Source organism: Curtobacterium sp. ME-Dv--P-122a (assembly GCF_030209645.1).
GTDB classification, from domain to species: Bacteria; Actinomycetota; Actinomycetes; order Actinomycetales; family Microbacteriaceae; genus Curtobacterium; species Curtobacterium flaccumfaciens.
In genome coordinates this window covers 38,325-62,491 of sequence record NZ_JARVRO010000005.1, presented here as the reverse complement: position 1 = coordinate 62,491, position 24,167 = coordinate 38,325, and the positions used below count along the sequence as shown (strand labels likewise).

General features: G+C 71.7%; 21 protein-coding genes. 2 read left to right on the top strand and 19 right to left on the bottom strand.

What is annotated here, in order from left to right; genetic code table 11:
- Positions 1-40 precede the first annotated feature (40 nt).
- The 16 genes from pyk to QRN49_RS03905 form a co-directional block, all read right to left on the bottom strand.
- Positions 41-1,486: a pyruvate kinase gene (pyk, locus tag QRN49_RS03980; protein WP_017887208.1), complete on the bottom strand. Its 1,446-nt coding sequence runs from the start codon at positions 1,484-1,486 to the stop codon at positions 41-43.
- 197 nt (positions 1,487-1,683) lie between these two features.
- Entirely contained in the window at positions 1,684-3,141 is a 1,458-nt protein-coding gene (locus tag QRN49_RS03975; RefSeq protein WP_071403731.1) for a glutamate synthase subunit beta, read from the bottom strand.
- A complete protein-coding gene (gltB, locus tag QRN49_RS03970; protein ID WP_502868968.1) occupies positions 3,134-7,738 on the bottom strand; it encodes a glutamate synthase large subunit in 4,605 nt (1,534 codons plus the stop codon). Before gltB ends, QRN49_RS03975 begins: the two co-directional genes overlap by 8 nt.
- A 224-nt stretch (positions 7,739-7,962) precedes the next feature.
- Positions 7,963-8,949, bottom strand: a complete 987-nt coding sequence (gene lgt, locus QRN49_RS03965; RefSeq protein ID WP_071244753.1) for a prolipoprotein diacylglyceryl transferase — start codon at positions 8,947-8,949, stop codon at positions 7,963-7,965.
- 96 nt (positions 8,950-9,045) lie between these two features.
- Positions 9,046-9,840, bottom strand: coding sequence for a tryptophan synthase subunit alpha (gene trpA / locus QRN49_RS03960; RefSeq protein ID WP_071403730.1), 795 nt, complete (start codon positions 9,838-9,840; stop codon positions 9,046-9,048).
- Positions 9,837-11,051 carry a tryptophan synthase subunit beta gene (gene trpB / locus QRN49_RS03955; RefSeq protein ID WP_071244754.1) on the bottom strand — a complete coding sequence of 405 codons (1,215 nt, stop codon included), beginning with the start codon at positions 11,049-11,051 and terminating at the stop codon, positions 9,837-9,839. The genes trpA and trpB overlap by 4 nt, the downstream gene beginning before the upstream one ends.
- 100 nt (positions 11,052-11,151) lie before the next feature.
- Entirely contained in the window at positions 11,152-11,937 is a 786-nt protein-coding gene (gene trpC / locus QRN49_RS03950; RefSeq protein WP_111039113.1) for an indole-3-glycerol phosphate synthase TrpC, read from the bottom strand.
- A 19-nt stretch (positions 11,938-11,956) separates the two neighbouring features.
- Positions 11,957-12,196: an HGxxPAAW family protein gene (locus tag QRN49_RS03945; protein ID WP_017887200.1), complete on the bottom strand. Its 240-nt coding sequence runs from the start codon at positions 12,194-12,196 to the stop codon at positions 11,957-11,959.
- Positions 12,193-12,891 carry a Trp biosynthesis-associated membrane protein gene (locus QRN49_RS03940; protein ID WP_152377811.1) on the bottom strand — a complete coding sequence of 233 codons (699 nt, stop codon included), beginning with the start codon at positions 12,889-12,891 and terminating at the stop codon, positions 12,193-12,195. Before QRN49_RS03940 ends, QRN49_RS03945 begins: the two co-directional genes overlap by 4 nt.
- A complete protein-coding gene (locus QRN49_RS03935) occupies positions 12,888-14,432 on the bottom strand; it encodes an anthranilate synthase component I (protein ID WP_163343587.1) in 1,545 nt (514 codons plus the stop codon). The genes QRN49_RS03940 and QRN49_RS03935 overlap by 4 nt, the downstream gene beginning before the upstream one ends.
- On the bottom strand, positions 14,429-14,827 hold the full coding sequence (hisI, locus tag QRN49_RS03930; protein WP_110864563.1) for a phosphoribosyl-AMP cyclohydrolase: 399 nt from the start codon (positions 14,825-14,827) through the stop codon (positions 14,429-14,431). Before hisI ends, QRN49_RS03935 begins: the two co-directional genes overlap by 4 nt.
- Before the next feature lie 25 nt (positions 14,828-14,852).
- Positions 14,853-15,608: an imidazole glycerol phosphate synthase subunit HisF gene (gene hisF, locus QRN49_RS03925; RefSeq protein ID WP_232536485.1), complete on the bottom strand. Its 756-nt coding sequence runs from the start codon at positions 15,606-15,608 to the stop codon at positions 14,853-14,855.
- Positions 15,609-15,619: 11 nt separating this feature from the next.
- Positions 15,620-16,459, bottom strand: coding sequence for an ATP phosphoribosyltransferase (gene hisG, locus QRN49_RS03920; RefSeq protein ID WP_027465727.1), 840 nt, complete (start codon positions 16,457-16,459; stop codon positions 15,620-15,622).
- Between the two features lie 70 nt (positions 16,460-16,529).
- Entirely contained in the window at positions 16,530-16,793 is a 264-nt protein-coding gene (locus QRN49_RS03915) for a phosphoribosyl-ATP diphosphatase (RefSeq protein WP_027465728.1), read from the bottom strand.
- 101 nt (positions 16,794-16,894) lie between these two features.
- On the bottom strand, positions 16,895-17,554 hold the full coding sequence (gene rpe / locus QRN49_RS03910; protein ID WP_110864565.1) for a ribulose-phosphate 3-epimerase: 660 nt from the start codon (positions 17,552-17,554) through the stop codon (positions 16,895-16,897).
- A 72-nt stretch (positions 17,555-17,626) separates the two neighbouring features.
- On the bottom strand, positions 17,627-18,226 hold the full coding sequence (locus QRN49_RS03905) for a TetR/AcrR family transcriptional regulator (RefSeq protein ID WP_284753998.1): 600 nt from the start codon (positions 18,224-18,226) through the stop codon (positions 17,627-17,629).
- Positions 18,227-18,288: 62 nt separating this feature from the next.
- Here QRN49_RS03905 and QRN49_RS03900 point away from each other — a divergent pair, with 62 nt between their 5' ends.
- Complete coding sequence (locus QRN49_RS03900; RefSeq protein WP_027465731.1) at positions 18,289-18,942, top strand: NAD(P)-dependent oxidoreductase; 654 nt, start codon at positions 18,289-18,291, stop codon at positions 18,940-18,942.
- A gap of 24 nt (positions 18,943-18,966) precedes the next feature.
- On the opposite strand, the gene QRN49_RS03895 is transcribed toward QRN49_RS03900, so the two are convergent.
- Both QRN49_RS03895 and QRN49_RS03890 read right to left on the bottom strand, forming a co-directional pair.
- On the bottom strand, positions 18,967-20,535 hold the full coding sequence (locus QRN49_RS03895; protein ID WP_284753997.1) for an RsmB/NOP family class I SAM-dependent RNA methyltransferase: 1,569 nt from the start codon (positions 20,533-20,535) through the stop codon (positions 18,967-18,969).
- Positions 20,532-21,467 carry a methionyl-tRNA formyltransferase gene (locus tag QRN49_RS03890; protein WP_284753996.1) on the bottom strand — a complete coding sequence of 312 codons (936 nt, stop codon included), beginning with the start codon at positions 21,465-21,467 and terminating at the stop codon, positions 20,532-20,534. The genes QRN49_RS03895 and QRN49_RS03890 overlap by 4 nt, the downstream gene beginning before the upstream one ends.
- Positions 21,468-21,601: 134 nt before the next feature.
- Between QRN49_RS03890 and QRN49_RS03885 the strand changes: the two genes are divergently transcribed.
- Complete coding sequence (locus QRN49_RS03885; protein WP_284753995.1) at positions 21,602-22,057, top strand: DUF4383 domain-containing protein; 456 nt, start codon at positions 21,602-21,604, stop codon at positions 22,055-22,057.
- A 123-nt stretch (positions 22,058-22,180) separates the two neighbouring features.
- Here QRN49_RS03885 and QRN49_RS03880 read toward each other — a convergent pair whose 3' ends face one another.
- A complete protein-coding gene (locus QRN49_RS03880) occupies positions 22,181-24,163 on the bottom strand; it encodes a primosomal protein N' family DNA-binding protein (protein WP_284753994.1) in 1,983 nt (660 codons plus the stop codon).
- Between the last annotated feature and the right edge of the window lie 4 nt (positions 24,164-24,167).

Below are 24,167 nucleotides of genomic sequence, written 5' to 3'. Positions count from 1 at the left end.
GGCCTCCCGTCCGCGCCCTGGCGGCGACGGATCCCTCGGGTCAGTCCCGGACGTAGGCCGGGGCGGCCTCGGCGTGGGCGTCGCCCACCCGGTGCACGCGAAGGTCGTTCGTCGAGCCCTCGATGCCGGGAGGGGACCCGGCCGTCACGATGACGCGGTCGCCGGGGGCGGCCAGGCCGTTCTCGAGGAGGACGTCGTCCACCTGCGAGAAGAGCTCGTCGGTGTGGGTCTTCCGCTCCACCAGGAACGAACGGACACCCCAGGTGAGGGCCATCCGGCGGCGCGTGGCCTCGTTCGGGGTGAAGGCGATGATCGGCAGACCGTGGCGCAGGCGCGACATGCGGCGGGCCGAGTCACCGGACTCGGTGAAGACGCAGAGGTACGACGCCTCGGTGAACTCGGCGATCTCGACGGCGGCGAGGGTGATCGCACCGCCGAGGGTGCGCGGCTTGGTGCCGAGCGGGGCGATGCGCTCGAGCCCGTGGTCCTCGGTGGACTCGACGATGCGGGCCATGGTGCGGACGGTCTGCACCGGGTACTCACCGACGCTCGTCTCACCGGACAGCATGACCGCGTCGGCACCGTCGAGGACGGCGTTCGCGACGTCGGAGGTCTCGGCGCGGGTGGGGATCGGCGACGAGATCATCGACTCGAGCATCTGCGTCGCGACGATGACCGGCTTCGCCATGCGGCGGGACAGCTCGACGGCGCGCTTCTGCACGATCGGGACGGCCTCGAGCGGGAGCTCGACGCCGAGGTCACCGCGGGCGACCATGATGCTGTCGAAGGCGTCGATGATCTCCTCGAGCGCGTCGACGGCCTGGGGCTTCTCGACCTTGGCGATGACCGGCAGGCGCTTGCCCTCTTCGTCCATGATCTCGTGGGCACGCACGACGTCGCTCGCGTTGCGCACGAACGACAGCGCGATGAGGTCGGCGCCCTGGCGGATCGCCCAGCGCAGGTCGGCTTCGTCCTTCTCGCTCAGCGCGGGGACGTTGACGGCGACACCGGGCAGGTTGATGCCCTTGTTGTTGGACACCGTGCCGGGGACGACGACCTCGGTGCGGACCCGCACGCCGTCGGTGTCGAGGACACGGAGGCGGACACGGCCGTCGTCGATGAGCAGCGGGTCGCCGGGCTTGACGTCCTGCGGCAGGCCCTTGAACGTCGTGCCGCAGATCTCCTTCGAGCCGGGGACGTCCTCGGTCGTGATGGTGAAGATGTCACCGACCGCCAGGTCGTGCGGGCCGTCGGCGAACCGAGCCAGACGGATCTTCGGACCCTGCAGGTCGACGAGGATCGCGACGGGCTTGCCGAGTTCTTCGGCGGCACGACGGACGTTGACGTAGTTGGCCTCGTGGACGCTGTAGTCACCGTGGCTGAGGTTGAGGCGGGCGACGTCGACGCCCGCTTCGATGATCTCCTTGACGGTCTCGTAGTCCGACGTTGCCGGTCCGAGCGTCGAAACGATCTTTGCGCGTCTCAATGGATTCCTTCGTGGTGGTGGATGGAGCTTGGGTTTCCGCGCTGTGGGGCCGCGCGGAACGAAGCGAGGCCACCAGCACCCTACCGAGTGCTGGTGGCCTCACGCTCACGGGAGCGTGAGCATCTGGTGGAGACGGTCCGCCGTCTGGCGGCGGCCCGACATCTGGTGGCCGTCCGACATTCCGTGATCGTCCGACATCAGACGGAGATCGCCCGGTCGGTCGCCTTGACCGGTGCCGGCAGGATCGTGGAGCCCTCGAGGTACTCGTCGACCTGTGCGGCCGCGGCACGGCCCTCGGCGATCGCCCACACGATGAGCGACTGACCACGACCCGCGTCGCCGGCGACGAACACGCCGGCCTCGTTGGTCGCGTAGTCGGCACGGCGGTCGAGCGCCCCGGAACCCGTGGTCGGCAGACCGAGCTGCGGCTCGATCGTGTCCGACTCGGGACCGGTGAAGCCCATCGCGATGAGGACGAGGTCGGCCGGGATCTCCCGCTCGCTGCCCGCCTTCGGGACCCGTCGGCCGTCGAGGTACTCGGTCTCGGCGACCCGCAGTGCGCGGACCTCGCCGGCGTCGTTCGACAGGAACTCGACGGTGGAGGCGAGGAAGTGCCGCTCGCCGCCCTCTTCGTGGGCGCTCGTGATCTCGAACACGGTCGGGAACATCGGCCACGGCTGGTCGGACGGACGCTCGAGCGGCGGCTGCTTGCCGATCGCCAGGTTCGTCACGCTCAGCGCACCCTGGCGGTGGGCGGTGCCGATGCAGTCCGCGCCGGTGTCGCCGCCGCCGATGACGACGACGTGCTTGCCCTCGGCCGTGATCTGGTTGTCGACCGTCGTTCCCGCATTCGCCTTGTTCTGCTGGACCAGGTAGTCCATGGCGAAGTGCACGCCCTCGAGGTCGCGCCCCGGGATCGGCAGGTCGCGCGGGACCGTTGCACCGGTGGCGACCACGACCGCGTCGTAGCGCGACTTCAGGTCGTCCCAGGTGATGTCCTTGCCGATCTCGACCCCGGCACGGAACCGGGTGCCCTCGGCCTGCATCTGGGCGAGGCGCGCGTCGATCTGGCGCTTCTCCATCTTGAAGTCCGGGATGCCGTAGCGGAGCAGGCCGCCGATGCGGTCGTCCCGCTCGTAGACGGCGACCGTGTGGCCGGCACGCGTGAGCTGCTGCGCGGCGGCGAGTCCGGCGGGGCCGGAGCCCACGACGGCGACGGTCTTGCCCGTCAGGCGCTCCGGCGGGTGCGGCGTGACCCAGCCGTTCTGGAACGCCTGGTCGATGATCGAGACCTCGACCTGCTTGATCGTCACCGGGGGCTGGTTGATGCCGAGCACGCACGACGACTCGCACGGTGCCGGGCAGAGCCGACCCGTGAACTCCGGGAAGTTGTTCGTCTCGTGCAGGCGCTCGATCGCCTGGCGGCCCTCACCGCGCCACGTCAGGTCGTTCCACTCCGGGATCAGGTTGCCGAGCGGGCAGCCCTGGTGGCAGAACGGCACGCCGCAGTCCATGCAGCGGCCGGCCTGGCGCTTCAGGACACCGGACTCCTGCTGCTCGTAGACCTCTTTCCAGTCCATGAGCCGCACGGGCACGGGTCGCCGGGGCGGGAGTTCGCGTTCCTGGACCTTCAGGAATCCCTTGGGGTCAGCCACCGGTCACCTCCATGATCCGATTCCAAACGATGTCACCGTCGGGGTCGAGCCCCTCGTCGACGGCCTGTCTGCGCGTCTCGAGCACCGCCGCGTAGTCGCGTGGCAGCACCTTGACGAAATCGCTCAGGTCTCCGGACGCCAGCAGGTCGGACGCGAGCGTCGAACCCGTCTCGTCGGCGTGCCGGGTGAGCAGGTCGGTGACGATCTCGACGTCGGCGCTGTCGAGCGCCTCGAGCCGGAGTTCGCCGGACGCCAGGGCGTCGGTGTTCACGTGCTCTTGGCGCAGGCCGCGGACGTACGCCGTTCCACCGGACATGCCGGCACCGAGGTTCCGGCCGGTCTCGCCGAGGATGAGCGCGAGCCCGCCCGTCATGTACTCGAGCGCGTGGTCGCCCACGCCCTCGACGACGGCCGTGGCACCGGAGTTCCGCACCAGGAACCGCTCGCCCACGATGCCGCGGATGAACATGCTGCCCTGGGTGGCGCCGTACCCGATGACGTTGCCGGCGATGACGTTCTCGGCGGGGTCGAAGCCCGAACCGGCGTCGGGGCGGACGACGATCTGGCCACCGGAGAGCCCCTTGCCGACGTAGTCGTTGCTGTCGCCGATGAGCCGCAGCGTGATGCCCGCCGGCAGGAACGCGCCGAGCGACTGCCCGGCGGAACCGCGCAGCGTCACGTCGATCGAACCGTTCGGCAGGCCGTGCTCGCCGTGCCGCAGGGTCACCTGGTGGCCGAGCATGGTGCCGACCGCGCGCTCGGTGTTGCGGATGGGCAGGTCGAGCGCGATCGAACCGCCGTGGTCGAGCACGTCCGCGGTCTGCTGGATGAGCTGCACGTCGAAGTGCTGGTCCAGCTCGTGGTCCTGCTCGCGGTGGTGGCGGCGCGGCTCGGCGTCGTCGAAGTGCGGTCCCTTGAGCACCGGCGCGAGGTCGAGGCCCGACGCCTTCCAGTGCTCGACGGCACGGTCGACGTCGAGCGCGTCGGTCTGCCCGATCGCCTCGTCGAGGCTGCGGAAGCCGAGCTCGGCGAGGAGCTCGCGGACCTCTTGCGCGATGAACTCGAAGAAGTTCACGACGAACTCGGGCTTGCCGGAGAACCGCTTGCGGAGCTCGGGGCTCTGCGTGGCGACGCCGACCGGGCAGGTGTCCAGGTGGCAGACACGCATCAGGATGCAGCCCTCGACCACGAGCGGCGCGGTCGCGAAGCCGTACTCCTCGGCCCCGAGCAACGCGGCCACGACGACGTCGCGCCCGGTCTTCATCTGCCCGTCCACCTGCACGACGACGCGGTCGCGCATGCCGTTCAGCATGAGCGTCTGCTGGGTCTCGGCCAGGCCGATCTCCCACGGGGTGCCGGCGTGCTTGAGCGAGTTCAGCGGGCTCGCGCCGGTGCCGCCGTCGTGGCCGGACACGAGCACGACGTCGGCCAGGGCCTTCGTCACACCGGCCGCGACCGCACCGATGCCGGACTGGCTCACGAGCTTCACGTGGACGCGTGCTGACGGGTTGGCGCGCTTGACGTCGAAGATCAGCTGCTTGAGGTCCTCGATGGAGTAGATGTCGTGGTGCGGCGGCGGCGAGATGAGGCCGACGCCCGCGGTGGCGTGCCGGGTGCGAGCGACCCAGGGGTAGACCTTCGCCGGGGGCAGCTGCCCGCCCTCGCCGGGCTTCGCGCCCTGCGCCATCTTGAGCTGGATGTCGGTGGCGTGCGTGAGGTACATGCTCGTCACGCCGAACCGGCCGGAGGCGACCTGCTTGATCGCGCTGCGGCGCTCGGGGTCGAGCAGGCGGTCGACGTCCTCGCCGCCCTCGCCCGTGTTCGAACGGCCGCCGAGTCGGTTCATCGCGATGGCGAGCGTCTCGTGGGCCTCCTTCGAGATGGAGCCGTAGGACATCGCACCCGTGTTGAACCGCTTGACGATCGACTCGATCGACTCGACCTCGTCGAGCGCGATGGGCTTGCGCGCGCCCTGCTTGAACCGGAAGAGCCCGCGGAGGGTCATGAGCTGCTCGGACTGGTCGTCCACGGCGCTCGAGTACTCGCGGAAGATGTCGTACCGGCGGGCACGGGTGGCGTGCTGCAGGCGGAACACCGTGTCCGGGTTGAACAGGTGCGGCGGACCCTGCCGGCGCCACTGGTACTCGCCACCGATCTGCAGTCGCTCATGCGAGAGCACCGCGCCGTCCTGCGGGTACGCCTGGGCGTGCCGCTCGGCGTTCTCCTTGGCGATCACGTCGATGTCGACGCCGCCCAGGATCGACGAGGTGCCCGTGAAGTACTTGTCGACGAACTCCTGGCTGAGCCCGACGGCCTCGAACGCCTGCGCACCGGCGTAGCTGGACACCGTCGAGATGCCCATCTTCGACATGATCTTCAGCACGCCCTTGCCGAGCGCCTTGATGACGTTCTTGACCGCCTGCTCCGGGGTGATCCCGGGGATCATGCCGGCGCGGACCAGGTTCTCGCAGGTCTCCATCGCCAGGTACGGGTTGATCGCCGAGGCGCCGTACCCGATGAGGGTGGCCACGTGGTGGACCTCGCGCACGTCGCCGGCTTCGACGATCAGCCCGACCTTCATGCGCTGCTCGGTGCGGATCAGGTGGTGGTGGACCGCAGCGAGGAGCAGGAGGCTCGGCACCGGTGCCTGCTCGGAGTTGCCGTCGCGGTCGGACAGCACGATGAACTGCTTGCCGGACTCGATCGCAGCGTCGACCTCGTCGCACACGGCGGCGATGCGCTTCTGCATCGCCTTCTTGCCCGCGTCGACGCGGTACAGGCCCTTGATCGTGACGGTCAGGTGGCGACCCGACTCGGTCTCGAAGTGCTGGACCTTGGCGAGCTGGTCGTTGTCGATCACCGGGAAGTCGAGCGTGATCTGCTTCGCGTGCTCGGGACCGGCGGAGAGCAGGTTGCGCTCCGGACCGAGTCCCATCCCCATCGAGGTGATGACCTGCTCGCGGATCGAGTCGAGCGGCGGGTTGGTCACCTGCGCAAACTGCTGCGTGAAGTAGTCGAAGAGCAGCCGCGGACGCTCCGACAGGACGGCGATCGGGGTGTCCGAGCCCATCGCGCCGAGGGGCTCGGCACCCGCTGCCGCCATCGGGCGCAGCAGGATCCGGACTTCTTCCTCGGTGTACCCGAACGCGCGCTGCCGTCGGGTGACCGAGGCCGGGGTGTGCACGATGTGCTCGCGCTCCGGCAGGTCGTTGAGGTTGATGCGTCCGGCTTCGAGCCAGTCGCCCCAGGGACCGGAGGCGGCGAGCTCGCGCTTGACCTCGTCGTCCTCGATGATGCGGCCGGCCTCGGTGTCCACCAGGAACATCCGGCCCGGACGCAGGCGGCCCTTGCGCACGACCTTGGCGGCCGGCACGTCGATGACCCCGGTCTCGGAGCCCATCACGATGAGGCCGTCGTCGGTGACGAGGAAGCGTCCGGGGCGCAGGCCGTTGCGGTCGAGGGTGGCGCCGACGAGCGAGCCGTCGGTGAAGGTGATCGCGGCGGGGCCGTCCCACGGCTCCATGAGCATCGAGTGGTACTCGTAGAACGCGCGGAGGTCCGGGTCCATCCCGACCTGGTTCTCCCACGCCTCTGGAACCATCATCGACACGGCGTGCGGCAGGGTCCGGCCGGTCAGGGTCAGCAGTTCGAGGACCTCGTCGAACGAGGCCGAGTCACTCGCCCCCGGGCTCACGATGGGCAGCAGCGGAGCCATGTCGCCGAGCAGTTCGCTCTCGAGCTGCGACTGGCGCGCACGCATCCAGTTGCGGTTGCCGCGCACCGTGTTGATCTCGCCGTTGTGGGCGATCGTCCGGAACGGCTGGGCGAGCGGCCACGACGGGAACGTGTTCGTGGAGTAGCGCGAGTGCACGATCGCGAGCTTCGAGGCGAAGCGCTCGTCGCTGAGGTCCGGGTAGAACGGTTCGAGCTGCAGCGTCGTGACCATGCCCTTGTAGACCATGGTGCGGCTGGACAGCGACATGAAGTACAGGTCGTTGTCGTGTTCGGCGCGCTTGCGGAGGCGGAAGGCCTGACGGTCCAGCGCGATGCCGCTCCACGAGGCACCGTGCACGTCGTGCCGGATGGAGGCGACGAAGAGCTGCTCGAACGCCGGCATCGCGGCACGGGCCAGCGTGCCGAGGACCTCAGGACGCACCGGGACCTCGCGCCACCCGAGGACCTTCAGGCCCTCTTCGCGGGCGAGCCGCTCGACGGCGCCCTTCACCGCGTGGCGGGCGTCGTCGTCCAGGGGCAGGTAGGCGGTGCCGACGGCGTACTCCCCCGCTGCCGGCAGCTCGAACGGTACGACGGCGCGCAGGAACTCGTCGGGCACCTGGCACAGGATGCCCGCGCCGTCACCCGTGCCCGCGTCGGAGCCCACGGCACCGCGGTGCTCGAGGTTCCGGAGCGCACCGAGGGCCGCGTCGACGATGTCGTGCCCGGGCGTGCCGCGCAGGGTCGCGACCATCGCGAGACCGCAGGCGTCCTTCTCGTTCGCCGGGTCGTACATGCCCGTGGCATCCGGGATCGCGGAGAAGCGGCGGTGCGGCGGCACGAGGCTCGTCGGTGCCGAGGGCTGGGTTGGCTGGAGCGCCATGGGGAACCGTCCTCACGAGGAAGTGGAACAGGGACAGCGGTGGCCCGGTGGTGCGTTCCGCCCGAGCGGGCGGGACTGGTGCCCGTGCCCGCCGTCAGTGAGTTGCCCTGCCGGCCGGCGAGGTTGCTGGGCCCCGCTTGTGGCGGAGACCGTCTGGTGCTGCTGCTGCTGGTGGTGCTGCACGCGACCGGTGGTCGTCGGGAGCGGGTGCTCCCACCACGGGATCAGCGAGTGGTCGTGACCGGTTCGTCGCTCGTGACGCCGTCTGCTGCGTCGTCATCGTGCTCCGAGAAGGTGTCCTCGGAGTCTACAACGGAGGTCGGACGGGGCCCGCGACCCGGCAGGTACGGGCTCGGCTCCTTGCCGGTGTGGCGACGGCTCTGCACCACGAAGATCAGGATGCCGATCACGACCGCGGCGAGGGCCACCCACACGTTGGTGCGGACGCCGAAGAAGGTCTCGCTCGTGTCGACGCGGATGGACTCGAGCACCGAGCGCCCGGCGCCGTACCAGATCAGGTACAGGCCGAGGACCTTGCCCCACTGCAGCGTGAACTTGCGCGCCAGGAAGAGGATGACGACGACACCGAGGACGTTCCAGATGATCTCGTACAGGAACGTCGGGTGGAACAGCGTGCCCTCGGGCAGGCCCTTCGGGAACGCGGCGTTGCTCGAGTCGATCTCGAGGCCCCAGGGCAGGCTCGTCGGCATGCCGAAGAGCTCCTGGTTGAAGTAGTTGCCCAGGCGACCGAAGGCCTGTGCGAGCAGGACGCCCGGCACGACCGCGTCGATGAACGACGTGAACCGCAGGCCCACCTGACGGCAGCCGATCCACGCACCGACCGACCCGAGGATGAGCGCCCCGAAGATGGCGAGCCCGCCCTCCCAGATGTACAGGAAGGACAGTGGGTCGATGCCGGGGCCGAAGTAGTCGGACACGTGGGTGAACACGTGGAAGAGACGACCGCCGATGATGCCGGCGGGCACGGCCCAGATCGCGATGTCGATGATGATCCAGCGCTCGACGCCACGGGCGTTGAGTCGTCGGTTCGCCAGGACGACCGCGGCCACGATCCCGATCAGGATGCAGATCGCGTACGCGTGGATGCGGAAGTCGAGGGGCAGCGACCAGCCGAACGCGTCGCGCAGCCAGGCGGTCAGGTCGAAGTACTGCCAGGCGGTGCTCGGGCTCGGGATGCTCAGGAGGGGCATGGAGGTGCTGTCGCCTTTCGGAACTGACGGGGCGCGGTCGACGTGGCGTCGGCCTCGCTCACTGTAGCGCGGCTCGCGGGCCGGACAGGAACTGGACTAGCGGCGGCGGGCGCCGGTGGCGAGGTCGGCGGCACGGTCGGCCACACCCTGCACACCGAGGTCGGCCAGCGCACGGACGAACGCGGACCCGACGATGGCGCCGTCGGCGTACTCGAGCACTTCGCCGACCTGCTCGGCCGTCGAGATCCCGAGACCGACGCAGGTGCGCTCGACCCCGGCGTCACGCAGGCGCGACACCACCGTGCGTGCGGCGACGTCGACGCCGACCCGGGCACCGGTCACACCCATCGTCGAGACGGCGTACACGAACCCACGGCTGGCCTCGACCGCCTGGCGCATGCGCTCGTCCGACGAGGACGGTGCGGCGAGGAAGACCCGGTCGAGGCCGGTCCGCTCGGAGGCCTCGGTCCACGCGGAGGCCTCGTCGGGGATGAGGTCGGGCGTGATGAGGCCGGCGGCACCGGCGGCGACGAGGTCGTCGGCGAAGCGGTCCACGCCGTAGCGCAGCACCGGGTTCCAGTAGGTCATGACGAGGACCGGCACGTCGGCCCGCTCGGTGATCTGCTGCACGGCGTCGAAGACCTGTGCGACCCGGAAGCCGTTCGCTAGGCTCTCCTCGGCTGCCCGCTGGATCACGGGCCCGTCCATCACGGGGTCGGAGTACGGCAGACCGAACTCGATGACGTCCACCCCGTTCTCGGCGAGGGCGACGGCGGCGTCGACGCTGGTCTGCAGGTTCGGGTACCCGGCGGGCAGGTAGCCGACGACGGCTCCGGCGCGCTCGGCGTTGGCGGCGTCGATCGTCTGGGCGACGGTCTTGTTCGTGGTCACAGCTGCACCGCGTTCTCGTCGAGGATGCCGAAGTAGCGACTGGCGGACGCGACGTCCTTGTCACCGCGGCCGGACAGGTTCACGAGCACGACGCCCTCGGGGCCGAGCTCCTTGCCGAGCTTCATCGCACCGGCGAGGGCGTGGGACGACTCGATCGCCGGGATGATGCCCTCGGTCTGGCTCAGCAGGCGGAACGCCTCCATGGCCTCGGTGTCGGTGATCGGCTGGTACTTCGCGCGGCCGATCGACGCCAGGTACGCGTGCTCCGGTCCGACGCTCGGGTAGTCGAGTCCGGCGGAGATGCTGTGGCTCTCGATCGTCTGGCCGTCCTCGTCCTGCATCAGGTACGACTTCGCGCCCTGCAGGACGCCCTCGCGACCGAGCGTGATGCTCGCCGCGTGCCGACCGGTCTCGACGCCGTCGCCCCCGGCCTCGAAGCCGTGCAGTGCGACGGACTCGTCGTCGAGGAACGCCTCGAAGATGCCCATCGCGTTCGAGCCGCCGCCGACGCACGCTGCGACGGCGTCCGGCAGACGACCGACGCGGTCGAGGACCTGCTGGCGCGCTTCCTCGCCGATGACCTTGTGGAACTCGCGCACCATCTCGGGGAACGGGTGCGGACCGGCGACCGTGCCGAGCAGGTAGTGCGTCGACTCGACGTTGGCGACCCAGTCGCGCAGGGCGTCGTTGATGGCGTCCTTCAGGGTGCGCGAACCGGTCTCGACCGGGATCACCTCGGCACCGAGCAGGCGCATCCGGGCCACGTTGAGGGCCTGTCGCTCGGTGTCCACGGCGCCCATGTAGACGACGCACTCCATGCCGAACAGGGCTGCGGCGGTCGCGGTGGCGACGCCGTGCTGGCCGGCACCGGTCTCGGCGATCAGGCGGGTCTTGCCGAGCCGACGGGCGACGAGGGCCTGGCCGAGGACGTTGTTGATCTTGTGGGACCCGGTGTGGTTCAGGTCCTCGCGCTTCAGGATGACCCGGGCGCCACCGGCGTGCTTCGCGAAGCGCGGCACCTCGGTGATGATCGAGGGGCGCCCCGTGTAGTCGCGCTGCAGCTCGTCGAGCTCCGCACGGAACGCCGGGTCCGCCCAGGCCTGGCGGAAGGCGGCCTCGAGCTCGTCGAGCGCGAGGACGAGGGACTCGGGGACGAAGCGTCCGCCGAAGTCACCGAAGTAGGGGCCGTGCAGGTCGCGGAGTGAGGTCACGATGTGTCTCCCGGGACGAGTCCGACGCGGCTGGTCGGCCGCGTCGGACGGGTGGAACGTGCGGCCGCGGTCGGCGGCCTCGATACGTGGGCGGAGCCGGTCAGGCCCGGTCGGCGGCGTCGACGAAGGACGCCAGGGTCGCGGCGGGGTCGTCCCCCGTCACGAGCGCTTCGCCGACCAGCACGACGTCGGCGCCCGCCGCACGGTAGTGGGCGACGTCGGCCGGACCGGAGACCGCGGACTCGGCGACGCGCACGACCCCGTCGGGGATGCGGTCGGCGAGCGACCCGAACAGGTCGCGGTCGAGCGAGAAGTCGGTCAGGTCACGGGCGTTGACGCCGAGGATGCGGGCACCGGCGTCGAGGCCACGCGTGACCTCGTCACCGGAGTGGGCCTCGACCAGCACGCGCATGCCGAGTTCTTCGGCCAGGGTGTGCAGCTCGACCAGACGGGCCTGCTCGAGCGCCGCCACGATGAGCAGCACGACGTCGGCACCGGACGCCCGGGCCTCGATCACCTGGTACGGGTCGGCGATGAAGTCCTTGCGCAGCACGGGCACCCCGACGCGGGCCTTCACGGCTTCGAGGTCGGCGAGGCTGCCGAGGAACTTGCGGCCCTCGGTCAGGACGCTGATCGTCGAGGCCCCGCCACGCTCGTAGTCGGCGGCGAGGGCGGCTGGGTCGGCGATCGCGGCCATCGACCCGCGGGACGGACTGGCGCGCTTGACCTCGGCGATGATCTTCACCCGGTCACCCGGGCTGAGGAACGCGAGGGCGTCGAGCGGCGACGCCACCCGGTCGAGGTCGCGTTCGACGTCCGAGTACGGACGGTCGACACGACGGGCGGCGGCGTCCTCGAGCGCGCCCGCGACGAGGGTCTCGAGCACGTTCGGCATCGGGAGACCCCTACTCGCCGTGGTGCTTGGGGACGAACTTCGGACCGTCGACGCCGTAGCCGGCCTTCTTCATCACGCCACCGACGATGAGGCCGATGAGGACGACGCCAGCGGAGGCCCAGACGCCCCACGGCTGGTCGAACCAGAAGAACAGCGTGCCTGCCGCGAATCCGATCAGCATGATCACGACGGCGGTCCAGGCGGCCGGCGAGTGGCCTTCGCCGAGTTCTGCGGGCTCAGTGTTGCTCACGGTGCTCCTCGTTCTGCTCCGGCGTCGTCGGTCGAGCGACGCCCTGTCGATCCTACCGTGTCGTCACTCGGCGCCTCCGCGCCCGCGCCGTCGGCGGTGGTCGGGTCCACGCCCGCGCTCAGGTCGTCCCAGTCGACGACCGCGTCGCGCTGGACGGGTGCTGCTGCACGTGCTGCTGCGGCGGCTCCGGCGGTGGCGGCACCGTACTTCCGGCTCGGGCCGGGCCAGGCGCGCTGGACCACGATGACGACCACGCCGAGCAGCACGGCGAGCACGCCGCCCGCGATCCCGACGGCGGGCCACGGGCTCACGGAGACGCTCGACACGACCCCGCGGACGGCGCCGAGGTCACTGACCCCGGCGACCTCGCCGACGGCACCGCGTGCGGCGGCGATGGGGTCGCCGAGGGCGGTGATGCCGCTGACGACCACGCCGAGTCCGAGCAGGATCTCGACGGCGGCGAGCACGATGCGCAGCACCCGTCCCGCGATGGTCATCGCCAGGAAGAGCGCGAGGCTCGCGATCGCCAGCGCGGTGTACTGCGGCACGACCGCCGCCCCGTCGGCCGCGACCGTCGAGGTGACGGCGGCACCCGCGTGCAGGCGGACGGTGAACCAGGTCTGGGTCCAGGCGAGCATGATGACGCCGGCGACCAGGAGCCCGGCGACGACGACGATCGGACGAGAACGCTTCACGAGCGGACCTCGCGCATCCGGTTGGCGGTGGCGACGGCACGCAGTGGGGCAGCGGCCTTGTTGACCGCCTCGACGTGCTCGGTCTCCGGGTCGGAGTCCGCCACGAGTCCGGCCCCGGCCTGCACGCGGGCCACGCCGTCCTTGATCAGGGCGGTGCGGATCGCGATCGCCAGGTCGGCGTCACCGGCGAAGTCGAAGTACCCGACGACTCCGGCGTACGCACCGCGCTTCGCCGGTTCGAGCTCGTCGATGATCTGCAGCGCACGCGGTTTCGGCGCGCCCGAGAGCGTGCCTGCCGGGAACGTCGCGCGGAACACGTCGATCGCCGAGGCGTCGGGACGCACCCGCCCCTCGACGCTCGACACCAGGTGCATGATGTGGCTGAACCGCTCGACGGTCATGAACTCGGTGACGCTGACGGTGCCGGGCTCGCACACCTTCTGCAGGTCGTTGCGCGCGAGGTCGACGAGCATCAGGTGCTCGGCGCGCTCCTTCGGGTCGCCGAGCAGGTCCTCGCCGAGGTTGACGTCCGCTTCCGGGGTGGCACCGCGCGGGCGGGACCCGGCGATCGGGTGCGTGATGGCGCGGTCGCCCTGCACCTTCACCAGCGCCTCCGGCGATGCGCCGACGATCCAGAACCGCTCGTCGGCGGTGTCCGCGAGGGCGAGGAAGTACATGTACGGGCTCGGGTTCAGCGTCCGGAGCACCCGGTAGACGTCGAGCGGGTCGGCCGTGACCTCGTGGTCGAACCGCTGCGAGATGACGACCTGGAACACGTCACCGTCGCGGATGAAGTCCTTCGAGCGCTCGACGGCCGCCATGTAGTCGGCCGGGCTCGTGCGGTGGGTCGGGGTCGGCTCGGCGATCTCGAACGCCTCGGCCACGGTCGCGACGCTCGGCTGCACCAGGTCGCCCTGCATGCGATCGAGTCGCTGCTGCGCGTCCGCCCAGAGCGTGTCCGCGTCGTCGGTGCCGTCGTTCAGCACGCTCGCGACGAGCAGCACGAGACCGGTGCGGTGGTCGAGCGCGGCGAGTTCGGAGACGAAGGACAGCGCCTGTCCGGGGACGTCGAAGTCGGCCGGCGGCACGTTCGGCAGGTGCTCGAGCTGGCGCACGGCCTCCCACCCGATGAAGCCGACGGTGCCGCCGACGAGCGGCGGCGAGCCGGGCACGCGGGGCGTCGCCCAGCGTTCGTGCAACCGTGCAAGGACCTCGAGCGGGGCACCGTCGAGCGACCCGACGGCGCGCTCGGCGTCGATGCCGGTGTCGATCCAGGCCGCGCGGTCGCCGTCCTGCGTCAGGACGCCGAAGCTCCGCACGCCGACGAACGACCAGCGCGACCACAGGCCGCCCTGGCCGGCGGACTCGAGCAGGAAGGACCCGGGGCGGCCGTCGGCGAGCTTGCGGTAGACGCCGACCGGCGTCTCGCTGTCGCCGTACAGCGCACGGACGACCGGCAGGACACGGTGGTCGCCGAGCAGGCCGTCGAACTCCGGTCGGGAGGTCGTGTGCGGGGTCTCGGAGATCGTCGCGGTGGTCATCGGGTCGGCTCCACGGCCGTGTCCGCCGGGGCGGACATGGTCACGGGCGCGAGCGGGTCGACGTCGAAGCACCGGTGCGCACCGGTGTGGCACGCCGCCCCGACCTGCTGCACCGTGACGAGGAGCGTGTCGTCGTCGCAGTCCAGCGCGGCACCACGGACGTACTGGGCGTGTCCCGACGTGTCGCCCTTCCGCCAGTACTCGTTCCGCGACCGCGACCAGAAGGTCACACGGCCTTCGGTGAGGGTGCGGCGGAGGGCTTCCCGGTCCATGTAGCCGAGCATGAGGACGTCCTTCGACGATTCCTCCTGCACGATGGCGGGGAGCAGGCCGTCCGCACCGAAGTGTGCGCGGTCGAGGACCGCCTCGGTGTCGGTGCTGGTGCTGTCGGTCATGAGGCTCCTAGCCTACGGCGGCGGATCAGCGGACGGCGTGACCGGTCGCGCGGAGCGCGGCCTTGACGTCCCCCACGGTCATCTCGCCACGGTGGAAGACGCTGGCGGCGAGGACTGCATCCGCACCCGCGTCGACGGCCGGGGCGAAGTGCTCGACGCGACCCGCGCCTCCCGAGGCGATCACCGGGACGGACGAGACGGCGCGCACCGCGGCCACGAGTTCGAGGTCGAACCCGTTCTTCGTGCCGTCGGCGTCGATGGAGTTGACGAGCAGCTCCCCCGCGCCGCGCTCGACGGCCTCGCGTGCCCACGCGATGGCGTCGAGGTCGGACTCGGTCCGCCCGCCGTGGGTGGTGACCACGAAGCCCGAGGGCATCCGGTCGGACCGCTTGACGTCGAGCGACAGCACGACGGCCTGGGCACCGAACCGGTCGGCGATCTCGCCGATGAGCTCGTGCCGGGCGATCGCTGCGCTGTTCACGCCGATCTTGTCCGCGCCGCACTGCTGCAGCCGCGAGACGTCGTCGACGCTGCGCACCCCGCCGCCGACGGTGAGCGGGATGAAGACCTGCTCGGCCGTCCGGGTCACGGTGTCGTACATCGTCGCCCGGTTCTCGACCGTGGCGCCGACGTCAAGGAAGGTCAGCTCGTCGGCACCCTGCTCGTAGTACCGAGCCGCGAGCTCGACGGGGTCACCGGCGTCCTGCAGGTCGAGGAAGTTGACGCCCTTGACGACGCGGCCGCCCTTGACGTCGAGGCACGGGATGACCCGGACCGACACGCCTCCGGGGGTCACAGGCGTGCGGCGTGGATCGGGCTGACGAGGATCGCCCGGGCGCCGAGGTCGTAGAGCGCGTCCATGATGAGGTTCGCGTCGTCGCGTGGGATCATCACGCGGACCGCCGCCCAGTCGCGGTCGTGCAGCGGTGAGACCGTGGGCGACTCGATGCCGGACGCCACCGCGGTCGCCTGCTCGAGCAGGGCCGTGGGGACGTCGTAGTCGAGCATCACGTAGCCACGGGCGACGAGCACGCCCTGCAGGCGTCGGCGCAGGACGTCGATGCCCGGGATGGTCTCGTCGGTGGAGACGAGCACCGCGGTCGACTCGAGGATCACCGGGCCGAAGATCTCGAGGCCCGCCTGCCGGAGCGTGCTGCCCGTCGACACGACGTCGGCCACGGCGTCGGCGACCCCGAGCCGCACGGCGCTCTCGACCGCGCCGTCGAGCTTCACGAGCGTGGAGCTGACCCCGTGCTCGGCGAGGAAGGCCCCGACCAGGCCGGGGTAGCTCGTGGCCACGCGCACGCCGTCGAGGTCCTGCAGCGAGGCGAACCGACCGGGCGTGCCGGCGAACCGGAAGGTGGAGTCGGCGAAGCCGAGCGCGTCGACCTCGTGCGCCTCGGACCCGGAGTCGAGCAGCAGGTCGCGGCCGGTGATGCCGACGTCGAGCGCGCCGGACCCCACGTACGTGGCGATGTCCCGCGGGCGGAGGAAGAAGAACTCGACGCCGTTGCGCTCGTCGAGCAGGTGCAGCGCCTTCGGGTCGCGGCGGCCGGCGTACCCGGCCTCCCGCAGCATGTCGGACGCGGTCTCGGACAGGGAGCCCTTGTTGGGCACGGCGATGCGGAGCATCAGGGGTCTGCTTTCTGGTCGGGGTCGTGGCGGATCGAGGTCGGTGCGCGGGCTGGTGCCCGAGCTCGTCCTACAGATGTCGCCAGACGTCCGCCGGGGTGAGCCCCTTGGCGACCATGAGGACCTGGAGGTGGTAGATCAGCTGCGAGATCTCCTCCGAGGTGCGCTCGTCGCCCTCGTACTCGGCCGCCATCCAGACCTCGGCGGCTTCTTCCACGATCTTCTTGCCGATCTGGTGCACGCCGGCGTCCAGTTCGGCGACGGTGCCGGAGCCCTCGGGGCGCGTGCGCGCCTTCTCGGTGAGCTCCTGGAACAGGTCGTCGAACGTCTTCACGGGGTCCAGGCTACCGGTCTCCGCTGACGCTGCCGACGCACCGTCCGGACGGGAGGCGGTGTTCGCCTCGCTCACGCCGGTACCGTCCGGCGCTCCCCCGGTCACGAGCGTGCCCGAGCGGCGGCCTCGCGCAGGTCGGCGATGCGCGCGGCGGGTTCGCCGCCGTAGACCGCGGAGCCCGCGACCAGCGTGTCGGCACCGCTCCGCACGGCCTCGGGCACGGTGTCCACGGCGATCCCGCCGTCCACCTCGAGCCAGACGTCGAGCCCGGAGGCGTCGACGGCGGCGCGGGCGTCGGCGAGCTTCGGCATCACGGACGGCATGAACGACTGCCCGCCGAACCCGGGCTCGACCGTCATCAGCAGGATCATGTCGTAGGCGTCGAGGTGGTGCAGCACCTGCGTGATCGGGGTGCCGGGCTTCACGGCGACGGCCGCGCGGGCACCGTTCGACCGGATCGCCGCGGCGGTCGCCACCGGGTCGTCGGCGGCCTCGAAGTGGAACGTGACGCTCGACGCACCGGTCTCGGCGTACTTCGGCGCGTTGCGGTCGGCATCGGTGATCATCAGGTGCACGTCGAGCGGCACCGGCGACACCTGCTGCAGGCGCTGCACGATCGGCAGCCCGAGGGTCAGGTTCGGCACGAAGTGGTTGTCCATCACGTCGACGTGCACCAGGTCGGCGGTCTCGATGCGCTGGAGTTCGCGTTCGAGGTTCGCGAAGTCGGCGGACAGGATGCTCGGCGAGATGCGGATCGTCACCGGGCAAGCCTACCGGCGTGCGCCTGCCTGGCTGCGCTGCCCGGGTGCGCGCGGCGCCGTCCGGGGGTGGGGTCAGCCGTCGCCGAGGGCGCGCGTGCCGAGGTCGGACCGGAGCATCGTCCCGAGTGCTGCTTCGACCAGCCGCTCGCCCTGCGGGCGGTCGATCCGGCGCGACACGACGAGGCCCGCGATCCCCTGCATGGTCGCGGCGAACAGGAGCTTGAAGGTGGTCCGGGCGTCCTCGCCGGGCTCCGGCGCGGACGCTCCGAGCGCGCCGTCGAGCACGGCGAACAGCGATTCGGCGGCGGTCTGCACGGGGCCGGACCGGCCGGCCGTCGACGCCTGGAACATGAGGTCCATGAGCGCCGCGTCGTCGATGGCGAAGTCGACGTACGCCATGGCGACCCGACGGAACCGGTCGTCGAGGTCGCCCGAGCCGGAGAGGACCCGGCGCACCGCGGTGGTCAGTCGCTCGAAACCGAGCACGGCGAGGGCGTCGAGGAGTGCCTGGCGGTCGACGAAGTGGCTCCGCGGCGCACCGTGGCTGACCCCGGCGCGCCGCGCCAGGTCACGGAGGGACAACCCGTCGACGCCGTCCTCGCGCAGGACCTGGACGGCCTCGTCGAGCAGCACGGCACGCAGGTTCCCGTGGTGGAAGGGACGCTCCGGCATGGTGAGAGCCTATCGCGGTACTAGGCATTGCCTATTTTCTAGTCACTGCCTAGATTGGGTGGATGACACCTCGACAGCACCTGCTCGTGTTCGGCGCGACCGGACAGACCGGCCAGCACTTCACCCGGCTCGCACTCGATGCCGGACACCGTGTCCGCGCCGTCGTCCGGACACCGTCGAAGCTGGCGGTCCAGCACGACGACCTGCAGGTCGTGCAGGGCTCGGTCACCGACGGCCTCGACCTCGACGCGCTGCTCGAGGGCGTGACGGGCGTGGTCGTGATGCTCGGGGACGTCGCCGCGCAGCGCGAGCGACCGGTCAACACCGCGTTCGTCCGCACGCTCGTGCCGGCCATGCGCCGGAGCGGCACCCGGCGGCTGCTCTACCAGGCCGGTGGGCTGAGTGCGCCTCCCGGCAAGCGGCTCGCGCCCGTGCTCCGCCTCGTCCGGTCGACGCTCGCGCGGGAGTACATCGGACAGCACGCGGACAACGAGTCGGTGATGCGCTACCTCGACGCCGAGGCGCAGGACATCGCCTGGACGGTCCACCGCGCCGGCATCGGTTCGGACGGCCCATCCAAGGGCGAGCTGCGCCGCTCGGCGCGGTGGATCAGCATCGGTACCTTCCGGGACTGCGCCGCGTACAACCTGCGCACCTTGTTCGACGACACGGCCGTGCACACGTGCGACGGCAGTGCCTACCGACGGTCGCGCTGAGCCCGATCCCGGTCGGCGGGGTGGTCAGTCGACGCGACGGAACAGCGCGATGAACATCGCGTCCGTCCCGATGCGGTGCGGCCACAGCTGCGCCGTGGCACCGTCGGCGATCTCGGGGTCACGTGCGGCGACACCCCGGACGATCGTGGCAGTGTCGAGCTGCTCGAGCCGGTCGCCGTGCCGCCCCATCAGCGCGTCGACCTGCCCGCGGGTCTCGGCCAGGTGCGGCGAGCACGTCACGTACGCCAGGGTCCCGCCCGGTGCGAGCACCCGGACCGCGGCGTCGAGCAGTTCGGTCTGCAGGGCAGCGAGCTCCTCGACGTCCTCGGGGAGCTTCCGCCAACGTGCCTCCGGTCGGCGACGCAGCGCACCGAGCCCGGTGCACGGGGCGTCGAGCAGGATGCGGTCGAAGGTCATCCCGGTGCCGTCGCGTCCGTACCGACGGGCGTCGCCCTCGACGACCCGCACGTGGTCGCCGAACACGCCGAGGGCGTTCCGCACGAGTCCGGCCCGAGCGGGCACGAGTTCGTTGGCGACGAGGGTCGCCCCGCCCTGCCGCGCCTCGGCGGCGAGCAGCGCGGCCTTGCCGCCCGGCCCGGCGCACATGTCGAGCCACCGCTCCCCCGCACGCACGTCCGACGAGCGGCTCAGCGCCAGCGCGGCGAGCTGCGACCCCTCGTCCTGCACGCGCAGGCGTCCGGCGGCGACGCCCGGCACGCGCGCCGGGTCGCCGCTGATGCCGCGGATGCCGACGGGCGACACCGGTGCGGCATCCGCCTGCACGACGGGCTCGTCGGTCCGGACGGGAGGCACGGTGCCCGTCGCACCGTCGGCCTCCGGTTCGTCGTCGGCGGGCACCAGGGCCGCGGGCACGTCGTCCGCACCGGTCGCGTCGGCGAACGCGGCGTCGGTGTCGTCGTCCGGGGCGGTGCGGGCGGTCGCGGTGGCGATGTCCTCGTCGGTGGCGAGGCCGGGCAGGGCCGCGAGCTGCACCCGGGGTGCGGCGTTGTCGGCGGCGAGCAGGGCGGCGAGCTCGTCGCGGGAGCGTTCGGCGGCCAGGGCGTCGCGGAGCGCCGAGACGACCCAGACCGGGTGCGACCAGCGGGTGGCGAGCAGGGCGTCCCCTGCACGGCCCTCGGTGATCAGGGCGTCCCACTCTTGGTCGGTGCGGGCGGCGATCTTGCGCATCACGGCGTTCACGAACCCGGTGGCGCGGCGGGCACCGACCTCGCGGGCGAGCTCGACCGTGGCGTCGACGGCGGCGTGCGTCGGCGTGCGCATGGCGAGCAGCTGGTGCGCACCGAGACGCATCACGTCGAGGACGTCCGCCTCGATGTTCTCGGCCCGGCGACCGGATGCCAGCGCGATGATCACGTCGTAGCGGCCGAGCATCCGGATCGACCCGTAGGTGAGCTCGGTCGCGAACCCGGCGTCGCGGGCGGTGAGCCCGGCGCGGCGGATGCGCGTCGGCAGCAGCAGGTTCGCGTAGGCGTCGTCGACCTGCACGGCGCGGAGCACGTCGAACGCCACGCGGCGGGCACTCGCCGGACGCGGGCCGCGGCGGGCACCCTGGGGCTTCGTCTGGGGGCTCATGCGAGGACCTTCCCGTCCAGTTCGCCGAGGCCACGGGCCCAGGCGGCGGCGTCCATCGCCTTCTTGCCCGCCGGCTGCACCTCGAGCAGCACCAGCGGGGTGTCGGCGGTCCCGACCAGCAGCCGACCGCCGTGGAGTGCGAGCGCACCGGGCGCGAGCGACGGGGCGGGGTCCTGCGTGCCTCCCGGCTCGATCGTGCTGCGGAGCAGCTTCACGCGGGTCTCGCCCAGGTGGGCGTACGCGCCGGGCTCGGGCGTGACCCCGCGCAGCCGCGCGTGCACGGCGGCGGCGGGCGCGGCGAAGTCGGTGCGGCCGTCGTCGATCGTGAGCTTCGGGGCGAGCGTGGGCTCGCCGGCCTGCTCGGTCGCGATGGCGGTACCGGCGGCGATGGCGTCCACGACGTCCGCCACCACGTCGGCGCCGACCTCGGCCATCGCCGCGAGGACCTCGCCCGAGGTCGCTTCGGGGTCGATCTCGAAGGGCCGGGCGGCGTAGACCGGGCCGGCGTCCAGCGCCTCGACCAGCTGGAAGACCGTGGCGGCGGTCCGGGTGTCGCCGGCCATCACCGCACGCTGCACGGGAGCCGCACCGCGGTACGCCGGCAGGTCGGAGAAGTGCAGGTTGATCCAGCCGTGCCTCGGGGCTCCGAGCGCCGGGCGGCGGAGCAGTGCACCGTAGGCCACGATCACGCCGAGGTCGACGTCGAGGTCCGCGATCCGGGCGGTGACGGCGTCGTCGACGCGCGAGGCCTCGATGACCGGTAGGCCGAGCTCCGCGGCGACGACGGCCACCGGGGTCGGCGTGAGGGCGCGCTTGCGGCCCTGCGGGGTGGCCGGCCGCGTGAGCACCGCGACGATCTCGTGGTCGGACGCCGCCAGACGGCGGAGGGTGGGGACGGCCGCAGCGGGGCTGCCGGCGACGACGAGACGCATGGGTTCGATCCTCCCACGGGCGAGCCACTGCGCCGTGCCCGGTCGACAGCGCCACGGTGCGCGTTCCGGCTCACCTTGGGGACAGCAGAGCATCGGCTGCGTACCGTCTGGGGCACATCAGGAAAGGAACCACCATGAGCGACGTCACCACCGCCACCAACCGCTACGCCGGTTCGTCCGTCCAGAAGGCCGCCCTCGTGGTCGGCATCGTGTTCCTGCTCGTCGGGATCGCCGGGTTCATCCCCGGCATCACGACCGGCGACCTGGCCGGGGCCGGACACGAGTCGATGGGCATGCTGCTCGGCATCTTCCAGGTGTCCGTGCTGCACAACATCGTGCACCTGCTGTTCGGCGTCGTCGGACTGCTCGCCGCCAACCGCGCCTCCGGCTCGCGGATGTACCTGGTGCTCGGCGGGATCGTCTACTTCGTGTTGTGGGTCTACGGCCTGTTCACCGCCGGGCACAGCTCGGGTGCGAACTTCGTCCCGCTGAACAACGCCGACAACTGGCTGCACCTCGTCCTCGCCATCGGCATGGTCGCCCTCGGCGTCGTGCTGCCGCGCGAGCGTCGCCGGCCCGCCAACGCCTGACCGACCCGCACCTGCCTGGCGCCACCCGGCGGCAGACCCCGAACGACACCGCCGACGTCGCACGACGTCGACGGTGTCGTTCTGCGTCGTGCAGCGCCCGGGCCCACACGGACCCGGGCGCGGTCAGACCTCGGAGAACGGCTCCGCGTCGTCCAATCGCACCCGCAGCGTCGGAGCGGCCCGTCGTCGGTTGCCACCCTTGAGCACCCGCCGGGTCGACGAGCGCCGGATCACCTCGGCCTTGAGCGTCGCGGCGACCTCGGCCCCGTGCGCGTACGGGAACCGCACGATGGCCCGGACCGTGCCCGGCAACGTGTCGTCCTCGACCGGGACCGGGCCGAGCACCGGACCGACGACAGCGTCGCCGAGGGCCTCGACCGCAGCGGTGACGGCCTCGTCGGTGCCGGTCATCGTCGCCACCCGCACCGCCGGCGGGAAGTGGAGTTCGCGGCGGTCGGTGAGCTCGTCGTGCGCGGGACCGTCGAGCTGCCACAAGGCCATCGCCGACGCCAGCCGCCCACCGATCCCGACCAGGTACACCTCGGCACCGGGGGCCGACTTCGCGGCGGCGTTCGTCCAGAAGCGCAGCACGTCCTCCTGCACCCGCAGCCCTTCGCGGGCGAGCATCTTCTCGCCGTCCAGCAGCAGCACGCAGGCGTAGCCCCCCGGCACCGACGGCTCGGCCCCACGGGTGGCGACGACGACCGATGGCTTGGCGGGAACCTCGTCGAGCGGGCGGGAGCCGTCCGCGACGATGATCCGGGTGCCGGGGAACGCCCGCCCGAGCTCCTCCGCGGTGCGCTGTGCCCCCTGGCCGACCGGCTTCACGGTGCCGTTGCCGCACGTCGGGCAGCGGAAGCCGACGGCCAGCGCGCCGCAGAAGCGGCACTGGGGCGTGGCGCCGCGGTGCGGGCTGCCGAGCGGCCCGCCGCAGACCCGGCAGTGCGCGCGTTCGCCGCACTCGGCGCAGACCAGCCCCGTGCCGAAGCCCGGGCTCGCGACCTGCACCAGGACGGCACCGTGCTGGCTGGCCTCGCGCGCGGCACGCCAGGCGGAGCTCGGGATGCGGGCCTGTGCGGCGAACCCCTCGGCCCCGGTCTGCTGCACGGTGGGGATGACCTTCGGCGTCTTCACGCGGTAGGGCACGACGTCCTGCAGCCAGTGCAGCTCCACCAGCCGTTGCACGTCGGTGCTGCGCGCGTGTGAGACGAACAGCAGCGCGGCCCCGGACTGGGCGGCCCGCACCAGGGCCACGTCACGCGTGTGCACGTAGGGCGCCCGCTGCTCGATGAACGAGGCGTCGCCGTCGTCCCACATCGCGATCAGGCCGAGCTCCGTCGCCGGCGCGTACATCGCCGTACGGTTGCCGATCGCGACCACCGGGTGCGTGCGGGCCTGCAGCAGGGCCTTCGCGCGCTGCCCGTTCGTCTGCTTGGCGTCGAAGCGCACCACCCGTTCCGGCGGCAGCACCGCGAGCAGGGCGCGCTCGAGGTCGATGACGTCGCGGAAGTCCGGCACGGCGATCACCGCGGACTGCTCGGCCACCAGGGTGTGCGCCGCAGCCTGGGCGAGCGTCGCGGCCCATCCCGGTACCCAGACCGGTGCGTCCGCGCCACCCACCGCCACGGGCTGGGGCACGGCGGCGACCGCAGCGCGTCCGTGCTCCGTCACCACGGCCTCCAGGACGCCGTGGGCGTAGCCGGTGACGGGCGGGGCGGTCACCGGCGGCGGCGACCACGCGGTGTCCCGGGCGAGCCAGGCCTTCTCGGCGCGCACCTGCCGCGGCGGCACGGCCAGGCGCAGGACGTCGGAGGCGACACCCGCGGCACGGTCGGCGACGGCGCGCGCGAGGGTCCAGATCTCCGGCGCGAGCACGGGCACCGGGGACAGGACGGCCTCGATCTGGCTGAGCTCACCGGGGTACTCACCCTCGGTGACGATCTCGATCACGTACCCGTCGGACATCCGTGCCCCGGTGCGCAGCGGCACCTTGACGCGGACCCCCGCGACGCAGTCGTCCTCGAGCTCGGCCGGCACCCGGTAGTCGAACAGACGGTCCAACTGCGGGAGCGGCGAGTCGAGGACGACGCGCGCGACGGTGGTCACGCGG